Here is a 20,529-nt window from a genome sequence, read left to right on the forward strand (position 1 = left end):
AAGCTTTTTAATTTGTTTTCCCGGCTACCTTTTTCCAGTCCATCGAAAATACGTTCAGCAGGCAATTGCACAATTCACTGATGCGGGTGGGCTTGGTTAAAAAATAATGCGCCCCCAGCTGCATTATTTCCTGTTTGTCTTTCTGGTTCGAACTGGTGGTGTAAATAATTAGTGGAACGCCGGAATATTTGGGCAGTTTTTTTATTTCAATAAGACATTCCTTGCCATTTAATTTTGGCATGTTCAGATCGAGGAAAATAAAATCGGGGAGTGGTATTATTTCATCCTTTAATTGCTTTAGGGCCACTTCGCCGTTGTTGGCATAAAAGCATTCAAAAGGAATGTTCAGGTCCTTCATGGCTTCATTAATAAACAGCTGATCGTCTTCATCATCATCAATTATGAAAAGGGTTTTTGATTTATCCATGAGGTTGTTAATAATTGATTAAAAATACTGATTTTCAAGAGTATTTTTCCTTGCGGAAAAATTTTTTAATCCGGGTATAAGAATAGTAATTTCTGCAATGCATACGCTCATTATAAATAGGTACCTTCAGGCCCGCTATACAACCGGTATGCTATAGCAAGCATATTCCGGCAGCCACTAAACCAAACGATTCATGAATCAAATGAAAAAAGCTTCCCGGCAACTGTTCCTGGTATCACTGTTGTTGCCTGCCTGTTTGTGCGCACAAAATGAGAAAGCAGCTTCAAACGGTTTAATGCACCGTGATTATTTTGTTCAATCACTTATACGTATTGCCGATCCTGTTTTAACGGCGCTGAGCAAAAATGAGCTTAAAAAGAAAATGCCGGTAGAAGCAAAGAAAAATGACCGGCAAAACTTTACACACCTTGAAGCGTTCGGCCGTTTGCTGGCCGGCATGGCGCCCTGGCTTGAGCTGGGACCCGATAGTACCGCCGAAGGAAAATTGCGGAAAAAATATCTTGATCTTTCAGTAACAGGCATTCACAATGCCACCGACCCGGCCGCGCCCGATTATATGAATTTTAATAAAGGCGGGCAGGCCCTGGTTGATGCGGCGTTTTTGTCGCAGGCGCTTATTCGCGCACCCAAACAGTTATGGGGCCGGCTCGATGCCCAAACAAAAAAAAATGTACTGGAAGCTCTTAAATCATCGCGGGTAATAACGCCCGGGCATAATAACTGGCTTTTTTTCAGCGCCATGATAGAAGCAGCCCTGCTGCAGTTTGAAGGAAGTGGTGACAAAATGCGCATAGATTATGCCGTGCAACAGCATCTGCAATGGTATAAAGGCGATGGGGCCTATGGCGATGGCGCCTCTTTTCATTGGGATTATTACAACAGCTTTGTTATACAGCCCATGTTCCTCGAAATTCTGGATGCCCTCATAGGCAGTGGAGAAAAAGAATATAAAACACTGGAGCTGGAGTTAACCCGCGCCCGCCGGTATGCAGCTGTACAGGAACGTTTGATTTCGCCCGAAGGTACCTACCCGCCCATTGGCCGTTCGCTCGCCTACCGGTTTGGTGCATTTCAACTATTATCAAAGATGGCCTTAATGCATCAGTTACCCGAAGACGTATCGCCCCAACAGGTGCGCTGTGCATTATATGAAGTGGTGAAAAAACAAATGGAAGTGTCCGGCACTTTTGATTCAGCGGGCTGGTTGCAGATAGGCCTGGTTGGTCACCAGCCGGGTGTGGGCGAACCCTATATTTCAACCGGCAGCCTGTACCTATGCTCACAGGTGTTCCTGGTGTTAGGATTAACGGCTACCGACCCGTTCTGGCAAAATGCCGATGCCGACTGGACCGCGAAAAAGGCCTGGAAAGGCGAACCCGTTCCCATTGATCATGCTATTGAAAATTAAAGCACTTCATAGTCCTATGCAAAACAAAAAGATCACCATACTGGCCGTAGCGGGAAGTTTGCGGCCAACTTCAACCAATATAAGACTGGTTAAAGATATTCAGCGATGGGCGCCTGCCGACATTGAGTTTATCGTATATGAGGACCTGGCAACCCTGCCTGCTTTTGATGACAGCGCAGTAGAGGGAGAACCAGTTGCGAAATGGCGCCGCCAGCTGGCCGAAGCAGACGGCATTTTTCTTTGTTCGCCCGAATATGCTTTTGGTATTCCCGGAGCGCTGAAAAATGCCATTGACTGGACGGTACGCTCGGGCGAACTGGTTAACAAACCCCTGGCGCTGGTCACTGCCGCATCGAATGGCGAAAAAGCTCATGCAGCCTGGCTGCAGATCTTCAGCGCATTATCGGCCAATATTCCCGAAGGCGGGGCATTACTGATCCCCTTTATTAAAACGAAGCTCAATGAACGAGGCGAAATAGCCGATGCGGCAACCAAAACCGCGGTTGAGGCGGTGCTGCAGGCGTTGATAAATGCCATTAAACAAATGGCTGCAGGCACATAGCATCCCGGTAATTGATTATGTATCAGGGTAACTCATTAGTGTTGATAAGTTCCACTGCTTTTTTTTGACATCACGCTATCCGGAGCGGGTTTTTGGGCCCGGTTGGTTCGCTATTTGCCATAGAACCGGGTCAGCATATTTAAGTAGAATATTTAAAAGGTTGTTAAAGGAAAGATTGAACCCAGCCATTCATTATAAAAAACCGTTATTATAATCCGGAGGCCCAGCCCATGCATATAAAATCAATAACCAGTTCAGTTGCCATCGGTCTGTTGCTATTTGCAGCCTGCCGCAAAACAGATAAGATCTCTTCCGATAATAATGCTTCTACCAGCAATTGTGTAGTGACACAGAGCACTGACAATGGCAGGATTATTCCCGATCAGTACATTATAACTTACAACGGTGAAACCAACACAGGCTTAAATGCTGAGCCTACACTTTCTACTATTGCAAGAGTTACGTCATATACCAACTCGCTATTTCAACGACTCAGGATCAATAATACTGCTATAAAGCAAACCTTTACCGGCAGGTACGGAGGTTTTGTTGCCCATTTATCGGCAGTGGAGTTGGAAAAGTTAAAGCAGGATTCTACTGTTGGTCTTATAGAACAGGACCGGGTTATTGCCTATGGTACCTGCTTCCAGGTTGTTGAACCCAAAACGATTACCTGGAACGTGGCCCGTGTTGGCTATGGCGATGGAACCGGCAAAACAGCCTGGATCATTGATTCGGGCATCGATTTCGCACACCCCGACCTCAATGCAGATTCTGTCCGCAGCAAGTGCTTTATAAGTGGTGTAACTTCTGCCGCCGATGAAAACGGACATGGAACCCATGTAGCCGGAATTATTGGTGCAAAGAATAATTCATTTGGTGTGCTGGGTGTAGCATCTGGCGCCAACCTGGTTGCATTACGGGTATTTGATAAAAATGGTGAAGGAACATTGGGTTCTATTATTCAGGCCCTTTCGTATGTGAGCAGCAACGCCAAAGCCGGTGATGTGGTGAATATGAGCCTGGGTGAAGATCAGGTGTCGTCAATTCTGGATCAACAGGTTCAAAATGTGGCAGCCAAAGGTATTTATGTTGCCATTGCGGCGGGTAACGATAGCAAGCCAGCCTCACAGTTTTCGCCGGGCCGGGTAAATGGAACTAATATCTATACAGTATCTGCTGTAGACAGCCTCGATAACTTTGCTTCTTTTTCGAACTACGGAAATGATGTGGTAGATTTTGCTGCTCCCGGTGTTCGCATTCCCTCTACTTACTTGAACGGGAAATATGCCATCTTCAGCGGTACTTCCATGGCCGCGCCACATGTGGCCGGTTTGTTATTGCTGAAAGGAAACAGCATAACGTCTTCAGGCACAGCTAAAAATGACCCCGACGGCAATCCCGATCCCATAGCGCATAAATAGTTACTACTGATATTCATATTGGGGAAATAGTTGCCCAGGAAGGCTGGTTCTAAATTTCGATGCATGATGCATCCATGAAATTAAAACAGAAACAGCCCCGCAGATATATCTTTACCCAAAAGCTCGATACATTTTTCTTTGATGTATACGCTTTCGGCCAGTTTGTTGCGCGGTTTTTTCGCGCCCTATTGCTACCACCTTACGAGTTTAAAGAGATCATCAGGCAGTGTTATATGATAGGAGTAAAATCCTTATCACTCATCACATTGACGGGTTTTATTACCGGCATCGTATTTACAAAACAAAGCCGGCCTTCCTTATCAGATTTTGGTGCAACCTCCTGGCTGCCATCGCTGGTGGCTATTGCTATTATAAGAGCATTGGCGCCCTTAGTGACCGGCCTCATTACTGCCGGCAAGGTTGGTTCGAACATTGGCGCAGAACTGGGCTCCATGAAAGTGACGGAACAAATAGATGCGATGGAAGTATCAGCCACCAATCCCTTTAAATTTTTAGTGGTTACAAGAGTAATAGCCACCACCTGTATGGTGCCTTTATTAATGTTGTATATGGCGCTGCTTGCATTGCTGGGTGCATTTGTAAATGTGCATTCAAATGAGCAAACAAGTTTTATTTCATTTATTGAGAACGGTTTTCACAATATTAGTTTCCTGGATATTTTTTCATCGTTGCTGAAATCGATCGTCTTTGGTTTTACTATCGGCATCGTGAGTTGTTACCAGGGGTATAATACCACGCAGGGTACGCAGGGAGTTGGTCGCGCGGCCAATACATCGGTTGTACTGGCCATGTTCCTGATCTTTATTGAAGAAATAATTATTGTACAGATCACCAACTGGTTTAGACCATAAATGGAAAAAAAGGAAAAACATATCGATAGAACAAAGCTGGTCATTTCCATACGCGATTTGCATAAGTCGTTTGGAACAAACCATGTGCTGCGTGGCATTGACCTGGATGTTTACCAGGGCGAAAATGTGGTGGTGCTGGGGCGGTCGGGCACCGGTAAATCGGTGCTGATTAAAATTATTGCCGGACTGTTAAAACCCGATAAGGGTTCAGTTAATGTATTGGGAAATGAGGTCACCGCCATTAGTTATTCCGGGCTGGAACAACTTCGGTTGCGCATTGGATTTTCATTCCAGAGCAGCGCCCTGTACGATAGTATGACGGTGCGTGAAAACCTGGAATTTCCTTTATTGCGCAATTCAAAACATTTAAGCCGCAAACAGGTTACTGAAGCAGTGGAAAAAGCGTTGGAAGCGGTTGGCTTATCACAAACCATTAACCAGTGGCCAGCCGAACTATCGGGCGGACAGCGAAAACGCATAGGCATTGCCCGCACGCTCATTATGCAACCGGCTATTATGTTGTATGACGAACCAACAGCCGGCCTTGACCCTATAACCAGCATGGAAATAAATGAGCTCATCAACGAAGTGCAGCAACTGTTCAATACCAGTTCCATTATTATAACACACGACCTCACCTGTGCCAAAGAAACCGGCGATCGCATGGCGGTGCTGCTCGATGGCCAGTTTGTGCAGGAAGGTTCTTTTGAAGATGTTTTTGCCAGTGGCGATGAACGGTTAAAAAGTTTTTACGATTACAACTTTATAACCTGATCGATGAATAAACATATTTGTTACACCTAAAAATATTTTGGGATGAACACAGAAATAAGCAAACGCACCGTAATAGTAGGCCTGTTTGTAACAATAGGCGTGCTGATATTTTTGGTAGGTATTTTTACTTTGGGCGGACAGAAAAAAACATTTACGCCTTCCATTCTGGTACAGGCTGTTTTTGACAATGTGAACGGATTACAGAAAGGAGATAATGTTTGGTTTTCGGGTGTGAAAGTAGGTATTGTAAAATCGGTTGAATTCAATAGCAATTCACAGATACGGGTAACAATGCACATTGAAAAAAAGGCGCAGGAGTTTATTCGTAAAGATGCCAAAGCCAAAGTGGGCGCCGAAGGTTTTATAGGGAATAAGCTGGTGGTAATTTATGGCGGAACACCAAAGGCCGAAGCCATTGAAGGCGGCGAAATGCTGCAGGTTGAAAAAACATTGAGCACCGATGATATGATGGCAACGTTACAAAAGAACAATGAGAACCTGTTTGCTATTACCACCGATTTTAAAACAGTAAGTAACCGGCTGGTGAATGGCGAAGGAACAGCCGGCGCCCTGCTCACCGATGCAACCCTGTATAAAAGCCTGCAGCGTACCGCTACAAATTTGCAAATGGCTGCACATAACAGCGAAATCCTGAGCAACCATATTGCTGAATATACTGCGCAATTGCAGAAACCTGGCAGCCTGGCCAACGGATTGGTCCATGACACTATGATCATGACCAATTTGCAGGCGGCTGTAAAACAAATAAACGATGCTGCCAATGCTGCACACTCGTTCACTGCTAACTTAAAGAATGTAAGTGATCAGTTGCATACCAATGATAATACGCTTGGATTGTTATTGAATGATGAAGAAACGGCAGGCCAGATGAAAAACATTATTACAAACCTGAGTTCGGGCAGCCAAAAGCTCGATGATGACCTGGAAGCGCTGCAGCATAATTTTTTATTCAGGGGATTCTTTAGAAGAAAAGCCCGCCAGGAAGCAAAAGCCAGGCGGGAAGCGGAAAAAACCAACCCGGCAAACCCCTAAATATCAGCCTGCAACATTGATCCATGCTAGTGTTAAAATTTACTTAATGCCCTTATTTGGCAAACAGCTTGCGCCATTTGATGTTATAGAAGGGGTAACTATTTTTTAACCTATAGCAAGCACTATTTGCCAATGCCTAAATCCAATAACCCGAGAATTAAATTCTTCATTTTCCCGCTGTTACTACTGGTGGTAGTAAGTTTCATCTTTGCAGCTCCGGCCGCTAATTTTCTAAATAATAGAAAAACCGATACAGCCAGTGCTATGAACGATACAGCTAAGCTGGCAGGTGTAATAGATTCGGTAAGCCGGTTCAGCATATTGTACGATCAAATGAATTTAGACAGCCTGGGGCTTTCGCAAGATGCATTTAAATATGGATTACAGGGTTACCTGAACCTGGTTTCGAATGGCGCAATAAAAAATGACCATATTCTTTCCATCGTTGATTTCAGTTTGCCTTCTTCAAAAAAGCGATTATTTGTGATCGATGTCATGACGGGCAAATTGTTGTTCAACACGTTTGTATCCCATGGCAGAAATTCAGGCCAGGAAATGGCTACCGAATTTTCGAATGATCTCAATAGTTTTAAAAGCAGCCTTGGTTTCTTTGTAACCGGCAATACCTATTCAGGAGAGCATGGCTATTCCTTGCGGCTTGAAGGGCAGGAAGCGGGTATAAATGATAATGCCCATGACAGAGACATTGTGATGCACGCAGCCAATTACGTGAACGAAAAAATAATTAAAGCGAAAGGTTTTATTGGCCGCAGCCTGGGATGTCCTGCGGTTCCACCTTCGGTGCACAAGGCCATCATCAATACCATAAAAAATGGAAGCTGTTTATTCCTGTATAGTCCCGACACAGATTATATTTCGCATTCCAAAATTATTAATCAGCCCATGCAACAACCGGTTACCGGTTAGTACGGAATGTATCAGACATACAAAGAAGCCCCTGTCCTGGCCAAACCAGGATCGGGGCTTTTTGGTTTTTCAAGAATCACTAGTTCTCCGTTCCAAATATTTTTATCAATACTTCATGATTGGGCAGTCGAGCGAACTGTTCTTTCCAAAAGTGTATATGAGGCCAATCGTATAACTTGAATAAAAGTCTTTATTCCCGGGGTTGGCCGATTTACTGAATCCATCAACATAATCAGTAAACGTATACCGGTACGAAGCTTCAGCCATAATCGATAGTTTGTTTGAGATGGAATATCGCAATCCAACACCCATCGGAATAACCGGAATATTGCCCGGTAATTTATACGTTGAATCGGTTGCCAGTCCCGCAAGCATTGATGAATCGTTGGCAAAATAATCGTAGTTGGTATGGCTCCAGTCGCGGTTAATGCGTAATGAGCTTACCCCTATACCGGCAAAGAGATAGGGCGAAAGGATCTTCCTGTCGCCATAGTTGTTGCCTAAAATATTCCAAACCAGCAGTTCAGATATTTCTGTAGTGCGTGCAACAAACTTGAAAGCGCGTTGTTCGCGCCATTCAGGGCTTTTGTAATTGGCATCATCGGCCATTAGTTTGCCAAAGGCCAGGTTTGTTCTTAATGAAAAGAAGCGGGAAAGCAGGCGGTTATAAAAAAGATTGATGGCAATACCGGGTGTTTTAAATGCACCTGCTTTTTGAGGAGTTAGATCGCCCTGATAAATGAACATGCCGCCACTGAACCCTATTTCATGCCTGGGAGTGGTAACAATTTGTGCATTTGCTGAATTATAATAACTGCATACAATCAGGGAAAATACAATGGCCTTTCTGGAAATCACTTTCATGTAATGGTTGTTTAAGCGGGTAGAAAGAGGCCATGTTGATCGGTTTCGTTATTGGATGTAAAGAAAAAATTTAAAGTAGAAGTGTTGAGCTATAGGTGTTTATATTTTATACGTAAGGAAGAGAGCAACAGGTTAAACAGGATTTGTTAAAATAACAGGATCCGCCTTGTAATTATATAGGAATGAGGTTGTCGATAAAAGTTTAATGGAACAGTAAAATTATCGTTTTATAAATCTGCAACTGTAACTGTACTAGCAAAAGCCATGCAAGGTTTACAGTTAATTTTAACCGGTACTTGTTTTTACTTAGTAAATGGGAAATGTGGCGCTAACAGAGGGAGCCGTTAGGGGTATAATTGACTTTTCTCAAACTACAGGGCATAGAAAAAGCCCTGTAGAAACAGGGCTTTGCACTTTAAAAGTAACACCCATGAAAAACTATTTATAGAAATTTCTTTTTCTTTTTTGACGATGTTTTATCTTCTTCATTGTGCTCACTTACGCTTTTCTTTTTCATTTACCGGATCGTTCCTGTTTGTTTAGTTATTAGGCGCCCCGGCATCGATCCAGCACGTAATAATAGCTTTTTGTTGTGCCGAAAAAGTAGCGTCCTCTGGCATTTGGCCACTTGCTACAACAGCCCGGATGCGTGTGCGTGAATTGAATATTTGTGTATAATTCGTAAGAGCTCCCGGGCCGTTGGTGCTACCGGTAGCATGGCAGCCCGATTTTGCACAACTCGTCGATATCAAAGGACTTACTGTACCTGAAAACGTGGTAGTAATGGTACTGCAATCAACTGTGTCGTTACTATCATTATTACTATCTTTTTTGCAGGCGAATAAAAGAACTACCATTAACGCTATACAGGCCATTAAACCAGGTAATTTCTTCATACAGGTGTTTTAGGATGATGTTTTTTTATGTTCCTTCTTCTACGTTACAACGGGTAAATGGGTTGCCGGATAAATGTTGTGTTGCGAAAAAGAAGATTGTAAAAGCTAATCTAAAAGAACCTCGCTGTATAAACAAAAGAGCGCTGGTTACCTAAAATTAGCTCCTGAATTAATGATTACAATAATGTTATAGACGAAACCGGCAATTGTATCGAGGAAAGGCCCTTCTTGCCATCAATTTTTCTTCCAGCTATTGATAAAATTGACGTAACTATCGCTGATGGGTAGTTCTACCCCACCTGATAACTGCACTTTCCGGTTTTGAATTGACTTAACTTTTGCCACAGATACAATATAACTGCGATGTATTCTTTGAAATTTATCGGCGGGCAGTTTCTCCAACACCTTTTTCATTGACATCAGCGTTAATACAGGTTTTGCGCCGGCTATATGTATTTTAATATAATCTTCGAGGCTCTCTATATACTCAATTTCGCTTAACTGTATTTTAACGAGCTTGTATTCTGAATGAACGAATAAGCAGTCGTTATCTTCCAGTGCCGGAGTGTTCTTATACTTATAATAATCAATTGCTTTATGTACTGCCCTGGTAAACCGGTCGATATTTATGGGTTTTAGCAGATAATCCACTGCATCCAGTTCGAACCCTTCAATGGCAAATTGCTTATGCGCGGTGGTAAAAATGATCAGTGGCTTTTCTTGCAAAGAGCGTACCAGATCAATACCTGTAATGTCGGGCATATTGATGTCAATAAACAGCAGGTCAACCCTGGTATTGCGTAATAATTCAACGGCCGAAATGGCGTCGTCGAACGTATGCACCAGCTTTAACTGCGGAAAACGGGATATATATTCTTTTAAAAGCTCCAGCGCCAGCGGTTCATCATCGATGGCAATGCATTTCAATTGCATAACGAAACAGTTTAGGCTAGTAAGATCAATTCTACGGAAAAGAAACCGTTTTCGTTGGTTATATTCAATAAATGTTTGTTGGGGTACAAATGTTCGAGCCGTTTTTTAGCATTGGCTATGCCAATACCAGTACGTTGCATGGTACTGGCCGGTTTGAAGATCTTATTGTGACAGTAAAAGGTAATGCTTCGTTCATCGGCCACTATCTGAATGGTGATCGTCGCATTTTCATGATTGCTGATCCCATATTTAAATACATTCTCCACAAAAGTGATCAGTAATAAAGGTACAATGGTTTTATTTTCCAGCTTGCCTTTTATGGTGAAATCAACCGTAACCTTTTTACTCAGGCGCAGGCGCTGCAGTTCAATAAAATCATTGATACAATCCACCTCCAGCTGCAGCGGAACAAAATGATGCGATACATCGTCTGTTACATACCGCATAATGTTCGACAGCTTCATGATGCTGTCGGCGGTTTTATCATTTTTGGTAATGGCGAGGGAGTAAATATTGTTCAGCGTATTAAACAGGAAATGCGGATTGATCTGGGCTTTTAAAAAGGAGAGTTCAGCCTGTGCCTTGTCTGCCTCGGCCCGGGCAATCTGTTGCAGCGAGGTGCGCCACTGGCGGGTGACCTGTATGGCCATACCCAGGGCAATGGTCATGATGTACAGGAATATGCTTACAATATCAATGCGCATGGAACGTGGCCCCGGGCCTCGCGGTGGACCGCCAGGTTCGTCGTACACTCCATGCTCGGTCATGAACATATCGGCCGGAGGTGGCTCAGCGCGAGGCTGGTGGTGCTGTAAAAGCAGTTCAAATGGCCGGCTGTAAGAAACCAGCACAAATAGTATGAGCACAATGGCGATATAGAACAAATACTTCCGGGTAAAATACAGCCTTGGTATCAGAAAATAGGTATTCAGGTAAAAGATCAGGATATAGGTAAGACAGAATGCCCAATACCCCAACGAAAAGACAATGGAGATCACTCCGCCATTGTTGGTTTGTCCGCTCATGAAAAGCAGGGGCAGGGTCAAAAAAGCCAACCCGGCAAAAACATGAATAAAAGCATCTGATATCCTTGAATAAGGCATTTTACAAAGAAATGAATGGGAAATTACATATTCTTCATTGTATCGGCAGGTAAAGGGATTGTATAGACGGGAGAAGCGGGTTCCCGGGTTTCGGGATTTCTCACTTTTTTAGAGCCGCTCTTCTGGCCGAAGCAGGACTTTTTTGAGATTGCGTGTTTTAGGGATTTTGAGATATACCGGAAAATTCAAACCAGAACAAATCTATGTTGAATATGTTTGTGTTATGTGGCTATGGCCAATTGTCCCCGAAATATACCATCTACGGATTCTATAACGGTTACCCTAAATTTTATAAATCCGGTTCCAAAAAAACAGTATATTTTTACAGCATCATGAAGAAATTCCTGGTTTCCATATTGGCCATCTTTTACCTGGGCACCTCGGTAGGCGCCACGGTAAACCTGCATTATTGCATGGGCCGGCTGGTAAACTGGGACTTTTCGGTTAAGGAAACGCATACCTGTGGCAATTGCGGCATGGAAAAAGTGAAAAGCAAAAAGAATGGTTGCTGCGAGGATAAGCACCAGAAGCTGCAGGTGGAAAAGGATCAAAAAGCCGAGAACCGGTATCAGCCCGAAGCGCCGGTTGCGATAGCGGTTGTTACCAGCTTTCCTTCATTTGTAACACCGGTCGCTTCTTCGATCACCGAAGAATACCCCGTCTCCAACGCACCTCCGCGAAGTAAAGTCCCTGCCCGAATTCGCTATTGTATTTTCCGTATCTGATCTATCTTCTTTTGGTAAGCCCGGCATTCTGTTGGGCTGGTGGCATTAATCTGCACGAATGCCTTCTCTTTACATTTATAGTTTCTCATAAAATTCATAGCAAATGAAATGAGGCATGATAAAATTTTCATTTCGCTGATATTTCTAATGAAAATTTTATCATGCCGAATTCCATCTGACCTAATTAAAAAACTAAAAAAATTACAGATGAAAAAGATTCTATTGCTGGCAATGGCCTGCCTTACCATGTACGTTGGCTTTTCGCAGAATAAAAAAACAACCAAAGCCAAAGCAGATACAAGCGCAGTTCCAAAAATATATACCTGCCCCATGCATCCGGATGTATTGAGCGATAAACCCGGGAGGTGTCCCCATTGTGGCATGGCGCTCCTTGAAAAGATCACATATGTATGTCCCATGCATCCAGATGTGGTGAGTGACAAACCCGGCAAATGTCCCAAATGTGGTATGCTGCTAAAAATAAGATCAGATAAGCCCGTACCCGCACACAAACACGACAGTATCCGTAAAATGTAAAACATAAAAAATCATTCACATGAAACAGTTATTTCCTGGATTATTAATAGCCTTGTCAATTATACTTTATTCCTGCGGCGAAAACGCATCAACAGCAAAAAAAGAGCAGTCATCTGCTGAGCAGGCTGCGCCTGAAGAAGCCACCGAGGTAAAACAGGTTAAGGCCTCCTTTACCAATGTAGATGCCAATGCCATGGCTTATATAAAAAAGATCACTGATAATTACCTGCAGATAAAGAATGCCCTTACCGCCGGCAAAGCAACAGACGCCGGTGATGCGGCAAAGAATATGGGAGAAGCCATCAAGGGTTTTGATAAATCACTGCTGTCGGCCGATCAGAAAAAAGCATATGATGTACAGGAAGCCGGTTTAAAAGAAAATGCCGAACACATTGCAAACAGCACCAATGATATTGAACACCAGCGTGAACGATTTTCGAACATGAGCGAAGGCATGTATGCATTGGTGAAAGCCTTTGGCGGTGGCAAAACTTTGTACCACGATCATTGCCCCATGGCTAAGGATGGTAAAGGGGCTATGTGGTTAAGCGAAACAAAAGAAATAAAGAATCCTTATTTCGGCACTAAAATGATGGAATGCGGCAGTGTGGAGGAAGAGATCCAATAGGTAACCTTCCGATCCCGGCAGGCCGGCACAGGCTTTTGCCCCCGGCAATTAATCCCGGCTGAACCAGAAGCCAGGCCGTTGTACAATAAAAGCCAATCAAATTCAAAACATGATTTCATCATTAATAACCTGGTCGCTTAAAAACCGCTACATCGTGCTGTTGATGGCAACGGCGTTGCTGGTATGGGGAGTAATTAATGTGCAGAAGAACCCCATCGATGCCATTCCCGACCTGTCTGAAAACCAGGTGATCGTTTTTACTGAATGGATGGGGCGCAGCCCGCAGATCATAGAAGACCAGATCACCTATCCGCTGGTAAGTAACCTGCAGGGTATACCCAAAGTAAAAAACGTGCGGGCCACTTCCATGTTCGGGATGAGTTTTGTGTACGTGATCTTCGACGATAATACCGATATCTACTGGGCGCGCACCCGGGTACTCGAACGCCTGAACTATGCACAACGTCTGTTGCCCGAAGGTATTACGCCAACGCTGGGTCCCGATGGCACCGGTGTGGGACATGTGTTCTGGTACACACTCGATGCAAAACAAATGGACCTGGGCGAACAACGGGCATTGCAGGACTGGTACATTAAGCTGGCCCTGCAAACCGTGCCCGGCGTGGCCGAAGTTTCTTCCTTTGGCGGATTTGAAAAACAATACCAGCTTGTGCTTGACCCGGTTAAACTACAGTTTTACAATGTGTCGTTAATGGATGTAATGAACAAGGTAAAAGCTGCCAATAATGATGTGGGCGGGCGCAAGTTTGAAATGAGCGATATGGCCTATATTATTCGCGGGCTCGGCTATGTGAAGAACAAGGAAGACCTGGAAAGCATTGCTGTCGGAAATTATAACGGTATCCCCGTTCGGGTAAAGGATATAGGCACCGTGCAACTGGGCGGCGATCTGCGCCTCGGCATATTCGATGAGAACGGCCAGGGCGAAGTGGTAGGCGGTATTGTGGTAATGCGTTATGGCGAGAATGCCGATAAATTGATCACGGCGGTAAAAGAAAAGATGAAGGAGGTGGAGAAAGGCTTGCCCAATGGAGTGACCTTTAAAACCAGTTATGACCGCAGCGAACTGATAGAAGCCGCCATTGGCAATGTAAAAAGCAAGCTCATCGAGGAAATGGCGGTGGTATGTTTGATCGTGATCATTTTCCTCTTCCATTGGCGCAGCGCTTTAAGCATCATTATTCAAATACCCATTACTATTGCCGTTAGCTTTATTTTATTGAATGCCATCGGGCTGTCCTCGAATATTATGTCGTTAACCGGTATTGCCCTGGCAATTGGGGTTATTGTCGACAACGGAATTATTATGAGTGAGAACGCGTATCGCCACCTGGCCGAATACCAGCAGCAGCAAAGCGAAAAATCATGAACCAATGACGAAACTATTTAATAAAATACGCGGAAAAGATAAATACCGGATCCCTGAGCTGATGCGGATACAGATCATTGAAAAAGCCTGCCAGCAGGTATCGAGGGGGGTATTCTTTTCAACGATCATCATTATTACGTCTTTTTTACCGGTGTTCCTGTTAACCGGGCAGGAAGGAAAATTATTCCACCCCCTGGCCTATACCAAAACCTTCATAATGGTGGTAGATGCGTTGCTGGTGGTAACGCTGGCGCCGGTATTGATCTCATTCTTTATGAAGGGCCGGTTCAGGCCCGAGACCGCCAACCCGGTAAACCGTTTCCTGGAACGCGTATATGAACCGGTGATCCGCGCCTGTGTAAAATGGCGTAAAACAACAATTGCGATAAATGTGATTGCCCTGGCCATCAGCATTCCCCTGCTGCTAAGCCTGGGGCGGGAATTTATGCCGCCACTCGATGAAGGCTCCCTGTTGTTTATGCCGGTTACCTTACCCGATGTATCGAACAGCGAAGTGAAACGCATTTTGCAGGTGCAGGACAAGATCATAAAAACCGTTCCCGAAGTAAAGAATGTATTGGGCAAGGCAGGACGCGCCAATACCGCCACAGATAATTCGCCCATCAGCATGGTTGAAACCATCATTCTGCTGAAACCGCAAGCCGAATGGCGAGCCGGTATTACCAGGAACGACATTATCAATGAATTGAATAGCAAACTGCAAATACCTGGTGTTACCAATGGCTGGACGCAGCCCATCATCAACCGCATCAATATGCTGTCGACCGGTATTCGTACCGATGTAGGCGTAAAAGTATATGGACAAAACCTCGATACCATTTATGCCTTTGCACAAACCATCAAAAAACAACTGGAAGGTATTGACGGCGTAAAGGATCTGTATGTTGAACCCATTACCGGTGGCAAATACATCGACATCCATATCAAACGCGATGAGATCAGCCGCTATGGATTAAGCATTGATGATGTGAACCGCGTTATTGAAATTGCCCTCGGTGGTATGAAGCTGACCACCACCGTTGAAGGCCGGCAGCGTTTTAGCGTGAACGCCCGGTTTGGCCAGGATTTTCGAAATAACCTCACCGCTTTAAAACGGTTGCAGGTGCAAACGATGAATTATGGCCCCGTTCCTTTGGAAGCGGTGGCAGATGTTGCCATTGCCGAAGGGCCGCCGATGATCAATTCAGAAAATGCGATGTTACGCGGAACGGTGTTGTTCAATGTGCGGGAAAGAGATCTGGGCAGTACGGTAAGGGAAGCCCGTGAAAAGCTGAATTCAATGATCGGCAAATTACCGAAGGGTTATTACCTCGAATGGAGCGGCCAGTACGAGAACCTGATCCGCAGCGAGCACACGCTGAAATTGATCTTACCTGTTGTATTGCTGGTTATTTTCATCTCTATGTATTTCGCCTTCCATTCGGCCCGCGAAGCATTTCTCAGTCTTATAACCATTCCCTTTGCATTGATAGGCGGGGCCTATATGATCTGGATCTGGAATGTGAATTTATCAGTAGCTGTGGCCGTTGGCTTCATTGCCTTGTTTGGGTTGGCTGTAGAAACAGGCATCGTGATGGTGATCTATTTAAATGATGCCATGCAGCAGCTGGTTGCCAGGAAAGGTAATTCGAAAGAAACCATTACACGCGAAGACTTACGGGATGCTGTAATTGCCGGCGCCGCCAAAAGATTACGGCCAAAGATCATGACCGTATGCGTATCGCTTTTTGCGCTGGTCCCTATTTTATGGAGCCAGGGCGTGGGTAGTGATGTTATGAAGCCCATTGTGTTGCCCATGGTAGGCGGCGTGCTTACGTCAGCCACCCACATTTTACTGGTAACGCCACTGATATTTTTAATGGCCAAGGAATATGAATTACGCAAACATGGAAAGATAGAAGTGTTGGAAGCGAAACATTAAACAGGAGTAATAATATTATGTATAAAGAATTATTCATAACCGGAATGTTAGTTGTTTTAGCGGCGACCCTGCCCGCCCAAACACCCATGACGTTACCGGATATTTTAACAACGGTTGAAAAAAACAACCCGGGGTTAAAAATGTATGAGGCCGAAGCCCGCGCTTATACCGAGGCAGCCAAAGGTGCTTACAGCTGGATGCCGCCCGAAGGGGGCGCCGGTTTGTTTATGACGCCTTACAATACGAAAGAGATAAAAGCCAACGAGGCCATGATGAAAGAAGGCATGGGCTTTTTCATGATCTCTGCCCAGCAGATGTTCCCCAATCGCAAAAAGCAGGATGCAGAAGCCGCCTGGATGCGTTCGATGTCGACCGTGGAATCAGAAAAAAAGAAAGTTGCGCTGAATGAGTTGTTATACACTGCCAAAAAGAACTACTACGAATGGGTGGTATTGCAGAAAAAACAACTGGTACTCGATGAAGGCAGCCGTATTCTTGATTTCATGATCAGGAGTGCCGAGATCCGCTATAAGAATGGGTTGGGAAAGATCAGCGCCTACTACAAAGCAAAAGCCGCCCTGGCCAATATCGACAACATGAAACTGATGCTCGAAAATGACATGCGTCTAAAGCGCATCATGCTCAACAACCTTATGTACCGTAAAGTTGATCAGGAACTGTCGATCGATACGTTGTATGCCTGGAAAGAATTCTCCGTTTCCATGCTCGATTCGGCTTACCTCGCGGGGCAGCGTAGCGACATACAGGTGCTGCAACGCAATATTGAAGTGAACAATCTGCAACGGAATGCCGAACTGGCCAAATTGAAACCCGAATTCGGTATCAGGTACGATCATATGATCGGCCTCAGTACCCAACCGGGGCAGTTCACATTAATGGGCATGGTAAAATTACCACTGGCAAAATGGTCTTCCAGAATGAACAAAGCAAAAGCCGAAAGCCTGGTTTGGGAAAATGAATCGCTGCGAAATCAACAGCAAATGATCCTGAACGAAGCGGCGGGTATGGCCGGTTCTGCCAAAGCAGAGCTCGATACAAAAAAGAAACAAATGCGGTTATACGAAACCCAGATAGTACCGGCCCTGCGCAAGAATTTTCAAACCATGCAATTGGGGTACGAACAAAATACCGAAGAATTGTTTGAGCTGTTCGATGCCTGGGATGCGTTAAATATGACTCAAATAGAATACCTCGATCAGTTAAAAGCGGCGTTGTTGTTACAGGCGGAATTGGAAAAGATATTGGAGCTTAAATGAAATTAGTTATGAAACATACCATTAAGGTATTGCTTATTGTATATTGTTTACTGGCTGTTGGTTTCATTGCCTGTAAGGAATCGAAAAAAGATCAACCTGAAAAGCAGGCTGCCAGCAAGGATTCCTATACCTGCCCCATGCACCCGCAGATCATAAAAGACAAACCGGGCAGCTGCCCTATTTGTGGAATGGACCTGGTGAAGCGTTCGGTAACCGGTGAAAAGGTAAATGATGTTACCCTGAACGATCTGTTGCGCCCTAGCAATCAATATGTGCTTTCGCGTATTCCTACGGTACATAGTCAGTTGCGCGATGAACCGGTTGAAATAACTACATATGGCTTTATTACCTATGATACCCGGCAGGTAGGCACCGTTTCCTCGAACACGGCCGGGCGCATTGAAAAACTGTATGTGAAATTCCGGTATCAGAAAGTGAGCAAAGGGCAAAAGATCATGGATATATACAGTCCTGAATTATTGACGGCCCAGCAAAATCTTTTGTTCCTGTTACAACATGATGCCGATAACCAGGTACTTATTTCGGCTGCCCGTCAAAAGCTGCTATTGCTGGGAATGAGCAACCAGCAACTCGATCAGGTGATAAAAAGCGGCAAGCCTGTGTTTACCGTTTCCATTTATAGCGCCTACAACGGCCATATTCATGAAAGCAGTGCAGAGGAAGGCATGCAACCGAAGGTTCAGGCCGGAATGAAAGATGTGTCGGTGCTCACTGAAGAATTGCCATTAAAAGAAGGCATGTATGTAACAAAAGGGCAGAATTTATTCATCATCTACAATCCATCCAAAGCCTGGGCGGTGCTGAATATATTTTCAGGACAGGCGGGTATGGTAAAAGTGGGCGATAAAGTGCGCATTGCACCGGAAACAGCCCCGGGTAAAGATTTCAGGGCTTCCATAAATTTCATTGAACCCTTTTACCGGCCCGATAGCAAAACCACAACTGCCCGCGTATATTTTGATAATCCGGGCATGGGCATACCTATCGGCAGTCAGGTGAAGGGCACCATATTTTCAGGCGCCCGCTCGGCCCGATGGTTACCCGAAGAAGCGGTTCTAACCCTGGGTCTCGATAAAGTGGTTTTTATAAAAAAAGAAGATGCATTCATCGCTCATAAAATAGAAGCAGGTATTGTGAATAACCACTTGATACAGGTATTGAATGGACTGTCGGAAAATGATGAAGTGGCCGCCAATGCCCAATACCTGGTCGACAGTGAGAGTTTTATAAAAGTGAAACAATAGAAGAAATTATGCTGCAGAATATATTTACTTATGGTTCCGGCAACAGGAATACTACCCGGCTTCCGTTGCGTCTGTCCCGTACCTTTGGCCGGGATCGCATCATGCCGATTATATCGGCATCCCGACCGTGGTCGGGACTTGTGCGCTTTGTTCTCTATTCAGCGCTGGTGCCGTTGTTATTGCTGGCTGCCTGCAAGGGCAAAAAGGCGCCTGCCGAAGCAAAGACCGATACCTATTATACCTGTTCCATGCACCCACAGATCATGCAGGACAAACCCGGCACCTGTCCCATTTGTCATATGGACCTGATCGCCGTTAACAGATCGAAAGAAACAAAAGATGAGATCATGCTCAGTAATGAGCAAATACAATTGGGCAATATTCAAACCGATACCCTGGGCCATGCGATGATGGGCGATAAAGTGGTGTTGACCGCCACCCTTAATTTCGATGAAATGAAAGTGAATACGGTGAGCGCCCGCATTACAGGCCGTATTGACAGACTGTATTTTAAAAATACGGGCGACTTTGTAAAAAAAGGCGATCACCTGTTCGATCTGTACAGCGAAGAATTGAACACCGCCAAGCAGGAATACCTGGCTGCTTTGGAACGGCAACAAACGCTGGGTAATTCCATCATTGACTTTAAACAATTGTTGCAAAGTGCCAAAAATAAACTGTTGTTGTGGGGCGTAAGCGAATCACAGATCGATGCTTTGGGAAAAACAAAACAATTCACACCCCTTACTGCTTTTTACAGTACCGCCACCGGCTATGTTACCGAATTGCCAATAAAAGAAGGCCAGTATGTAATGGAAGGCGGTGTGGTAGTTAAACTGGCAGATCTTTCAACATTGTGGGCCGAAGCACAGGTATATGCATCGCAACTGGCTTCGGTTGACTACAAAGGCGTGGCCACCGTACAACTGCCCGATATGCCAGGAAAAGATATTACCGGGAAGGTAACTTTTGCCAACCCTGAGATAAGCGCCGATACCCGAATTAACTTGTTGCGGGTGTCAATCCCCAATACTGGCAATCAATTGAAACCAGGCATGCCTGCCTATGTGATCTTAAAAAGCAGTGCTGGCAGTGCCATGACGCTGCCGATAGATGCCGTGTTGCGCGATGGGCAAATGGCGATGGTATGGGTTCAAACAGCCAATAATACGTATAAACGAAAAATGATAGAGACCGGTTTGGAAAGCGGTGATCGGGTAGAAGTAAGATCAGGATTGCAGAATGGTGAAGTGGTGGTGATAAGCGGCGCTTATTTGCTGAACAGCGAATACATTTTCAAAAAGGGCGGCGATGCTTCCACCGGGCATCATCATTGATGGTTGGTATATCTATAAATAAAAACATCCCGGCATATGCCGGGATGTTTTTGTAAAAACGCTATTTAAGTAGTTTAATTCACTTTGTTTACTACTGTTTCTTCAACATAAGTATGGCTTCTGTTGATTGAATATACTTCTGTAGTACCGTTGATCTTTGATTT

At 44.6% G+C, this 20,529-nt stretch carries 20 protein-coding genes; 15 read left to right on the top strand and 5 right to left on the bottom strand.

Features of this window, described 5'->3' with window-relative positions; all coding sequences use genetic code 11:
- Positions 1-7: 7 nt before the first annotated feature.
- Positions 8-427 carry a response regulator gene (locus tag A3860_RS03440; protein WP_081145115.1) on the bottom strand — a complete coding sequence of 140 codons (420 nt, stop codon included), beginning with the start codon at positions 425-427 and terminating at the stop codon, positions 8-10.
- A 193-nt stretch (positions 428-620) separates the two neighbouring features.
- Between A3860_RS03440 and A3860_RS03445 the strand changes: the two genes are divergently transcribed.
- The 7 genes from A3860_RS03445 to A3860_RS03475 all read left to right on the top strand — a co-directional run bounded on the left by A3860_RS03445 (position 621) and on the right by A3860_RS03475 (position 7,468).
- Positions 621-1,856, top strand: a complete 1,236-nt coding sequence (locus A3860_RS03445) for a DUF2264 domain-containing protein (protein ID WP_245843464.1) — start codon at positions 621-623, stop codon at positions 1,854-1,856.
- Between the two features lie 16 nt (positions 1,857-1,872).
- The gene (locus A3860_RS03450; RefSeq protein ID WP_158085126.1) at positions 1,873-2,418 is read left to right on the top strand and encodes an NADPH-dependent FMN reductase; all 546 of its coding nucleotides are present in this window, start codon (positions 1,873-1,875) and stop codon (positions 2,416-2,418) included.
- 230 nt (positions 2,419-2,648) lie between these two features.
- On the top strand, positions 2,649-3,842 hold the full coding sequence (locus A3860_RS03455; protein WP_081145116.1) for a S8 family serine peptidase: 1,194 nt from the start codon (positions 2,649-2,651) through the stop codon (positions 3,840-3,842).
- A gap of 74 nt (positions 3,843-3,916) precedes the next feature.
- Entirely contained in the window at positions 3,917-4,714 is a 798-nt protein-coding gene (locus tag A3860_RS03460; protein ID WP_081145175.1) for an MlaE family ABC transporter permease, read from the top strand.
- A complete protein-coding gene (locus A3860_RS03465) occupies positions 4,715-5,488 on the top strand; it encodes an ABC transporter ATP-binding protein (RefSeq protein ID WP_081145117.1) in 774 nt (257 codons plus the stop codon).
- A gap of 42 nt (positions 5,489-5,530) precedes the next feature.
- Positions 5,531-6,541: an MlaD family protein gene (locus A3860_RS03470; protein WP_081145118.1), complete on the top strand. Its 1,011-nt coding sequence runs from the start codon at positions 5,531-5,533 to the stop codon at positions 6,539-6,541.
- Positions 6,542-6,805: 264 nt separating this feature from the next.
- Positions 6,806-7,468, top strand: coding sequence for a murein L,D-transpeptidase catalytic domain family protein (locus tag A3860_RS03475; protein WP_245843465.1), 663 nt, complete (start codon positions 6,806-6,808; stop codon positions 7,466-7,468).
- A 105-nt stretch (positions 7,469-7,573) separates the two neighbouring features.
- Here the strand turns inward: A3860_RS03475 and A3860_RS03480 are convergent, their stop codons facing one another.
- The 4 genes from A3860_RS03480 to A3860_RS03495 all read right to left on the bottom strand — a co-directional run bounded on the left by A3860_RS03480 (position 7,574) and on the right by A3860_RS03495 (position 11,264).
- Positions 7,574-8,332 carry a DUF6089 family protein gene (locus A3860_RS03480; protein WP_081145120.1) on the bottom strand — a complete coding sequence of 253 codons (759 nt, stop codon included), beginning with the start codon at positions 8,330-8,332 and terminating at the stop codon, positions 7,574-7,576.
- Positions 8,333-8,871: 539 nt separating this feature from the next.
- Positions 8,872-9,228 carry a hypothetical protein gene (locus A3860_RS03485; RefSeq protein WP_081145121.1) on the bottom strand — a complete coding sequence of 119 codons (357 nt, stop codon included), beginning with the start codon at positions 9,226-9,228 and terminating at the stop codon, positions 8,872-8,874.
- A gap of 234 nt (positions 9,229-9,462) precedes the next feature.
- Positions 9,463-10,161, bottom strand: coding sequence for a LytR/AlgR family response regulator transcription factor (locus A3860_RS03490; protein WP_081145122.1), 699 nt, complete (start codon positions 10,159-10,161; stop codon positions 9,463-9,465).
- An 11-nt stretch (positions 10,162-10,172) separates the two neighbouring features.
- The gene (locus tag A3860_RS03495) at positions 10,173-11,264 is read right to left on the bottom strand and encodes a sensor histidine kinase (RefSeq protein WP_081145123.1); all 1,092 of its coding nucleotides are present in this window, start codon (positions 11,262-11,264) and stop codon (positions 10,173-10,175) included.
- A 332-nt stretch (positions 11,265-11,596) separates the two neighbouring features.
- On the opposite strand from A3860_RS03495, the gene A3860_RS03500 reads away from it, so the two are divergent.
- From A3860_RS03500 to A3860_RS03535, 8 genes are all read left to right on the top strand, one after another.
- Positions 11,597-11,989, top strand: a complete 393-nt coding sequence (locus A3860_RS03500) for an HYC_CC_PP family protein (RefSeq protein WP_143773920.1) — start codon at positions 11,597-11,599, stop codon at positions 11,987-11,989.
- Between the two features lie 207 nt (positions 11,990-12,196).
- Positions 12,197-12,526: a heavy metal-binding domain-containing protein gene (locus A3860_RS03505; RefSeq protein ID WP_245843466.1), complete on the top strand. Its 330-nt coding sequence runs from the start codon at positions 12,197-12,199 to the stop codon at positions 12,524-12,526.
- Positions 12,527-12,545: 19 nt separating this feature from the next.
- Positions 12,546-13,154 (top strand): DUF3347 domain-containing protein, encoded by a 609-nt coding sequence (locus A3860_RS03510; RefSeq protein ID WP_081145125.1) that lies wholly within the window; start codon positions 12,546-12,548, stop codon positions 13,152-13,154.
- Positions 13,155-13,263: 109 nt separating this feature from the next.
- On the top strand, positions 13,264-14,544 hold the full coding sequence (locus A3860_RS42025; RefSeq protein ID WP_081145126.1) for an efflux RND transporter permease subunit: 1,281 nt from the start codon (positions 13,264-13,266) through the stop codon (positions 14,542-14,544).
- 4 nt (positions 14,545-14,548) lie between these two features.
- Positions 14,549-16,486 (top strand): efflux RND transporter permease subunit, encoded by a 1,938-nt coding sequence (locus tag A3860_RS42030; RefSeq protein WP_081145127.1) that lies wholly within the window; start codon positions 14,549-14,551, stop codon positions 16,484-16,486.
- Positions 16,487-16,503: 17 nt separating this feature from the next.
- On the top strand, positions 16,504-17,763 hold the full coding sequence (locus tag A3860_RS03525) for a TolC family protein (protein ID WP_081145128.1): 1,260 nt from the start codon (positions 16,504-16,506) through the stop codon (positions 17,761-17,763).
- An 8-nt stretch (positions 17,764-17,771) separates the two neighbouring features.
- Positions 17,772-19,028, top strand: a complete 1,257-nt coding sequence (locus A3860_RS03530; RefSeq protein ID WP_245843467.1) for an efflux RND transporter periplasmic adaptor subunit — start codon at positions 17,772-17,774, stop codon at positions 19,026-19,028.
- 8 nt (positions 19,029-19,036) lie between these two features.
- On the top strand, positions 19,037-20,365 hold the full coding sequence (locus tag A3860_RS03535) for an efflux RND transporter periplasmic adaptor subunit (protein ID WP_081145130.1): 1,329 nt from the start codon (positions 19,037-19,039) through the stop codon (positions 20,363-20,365).
- Positions 20,366-20,529 lie beyond the last annotated feature (164 nt).

This window comes from Niastella vici, from assembly GCF_002077945.1.
GTDB lineage: Bacteria > Bacteroidota > Bacteroidia > Chitinophagales > Chitinophagaceae > Niastella > Niastella vici.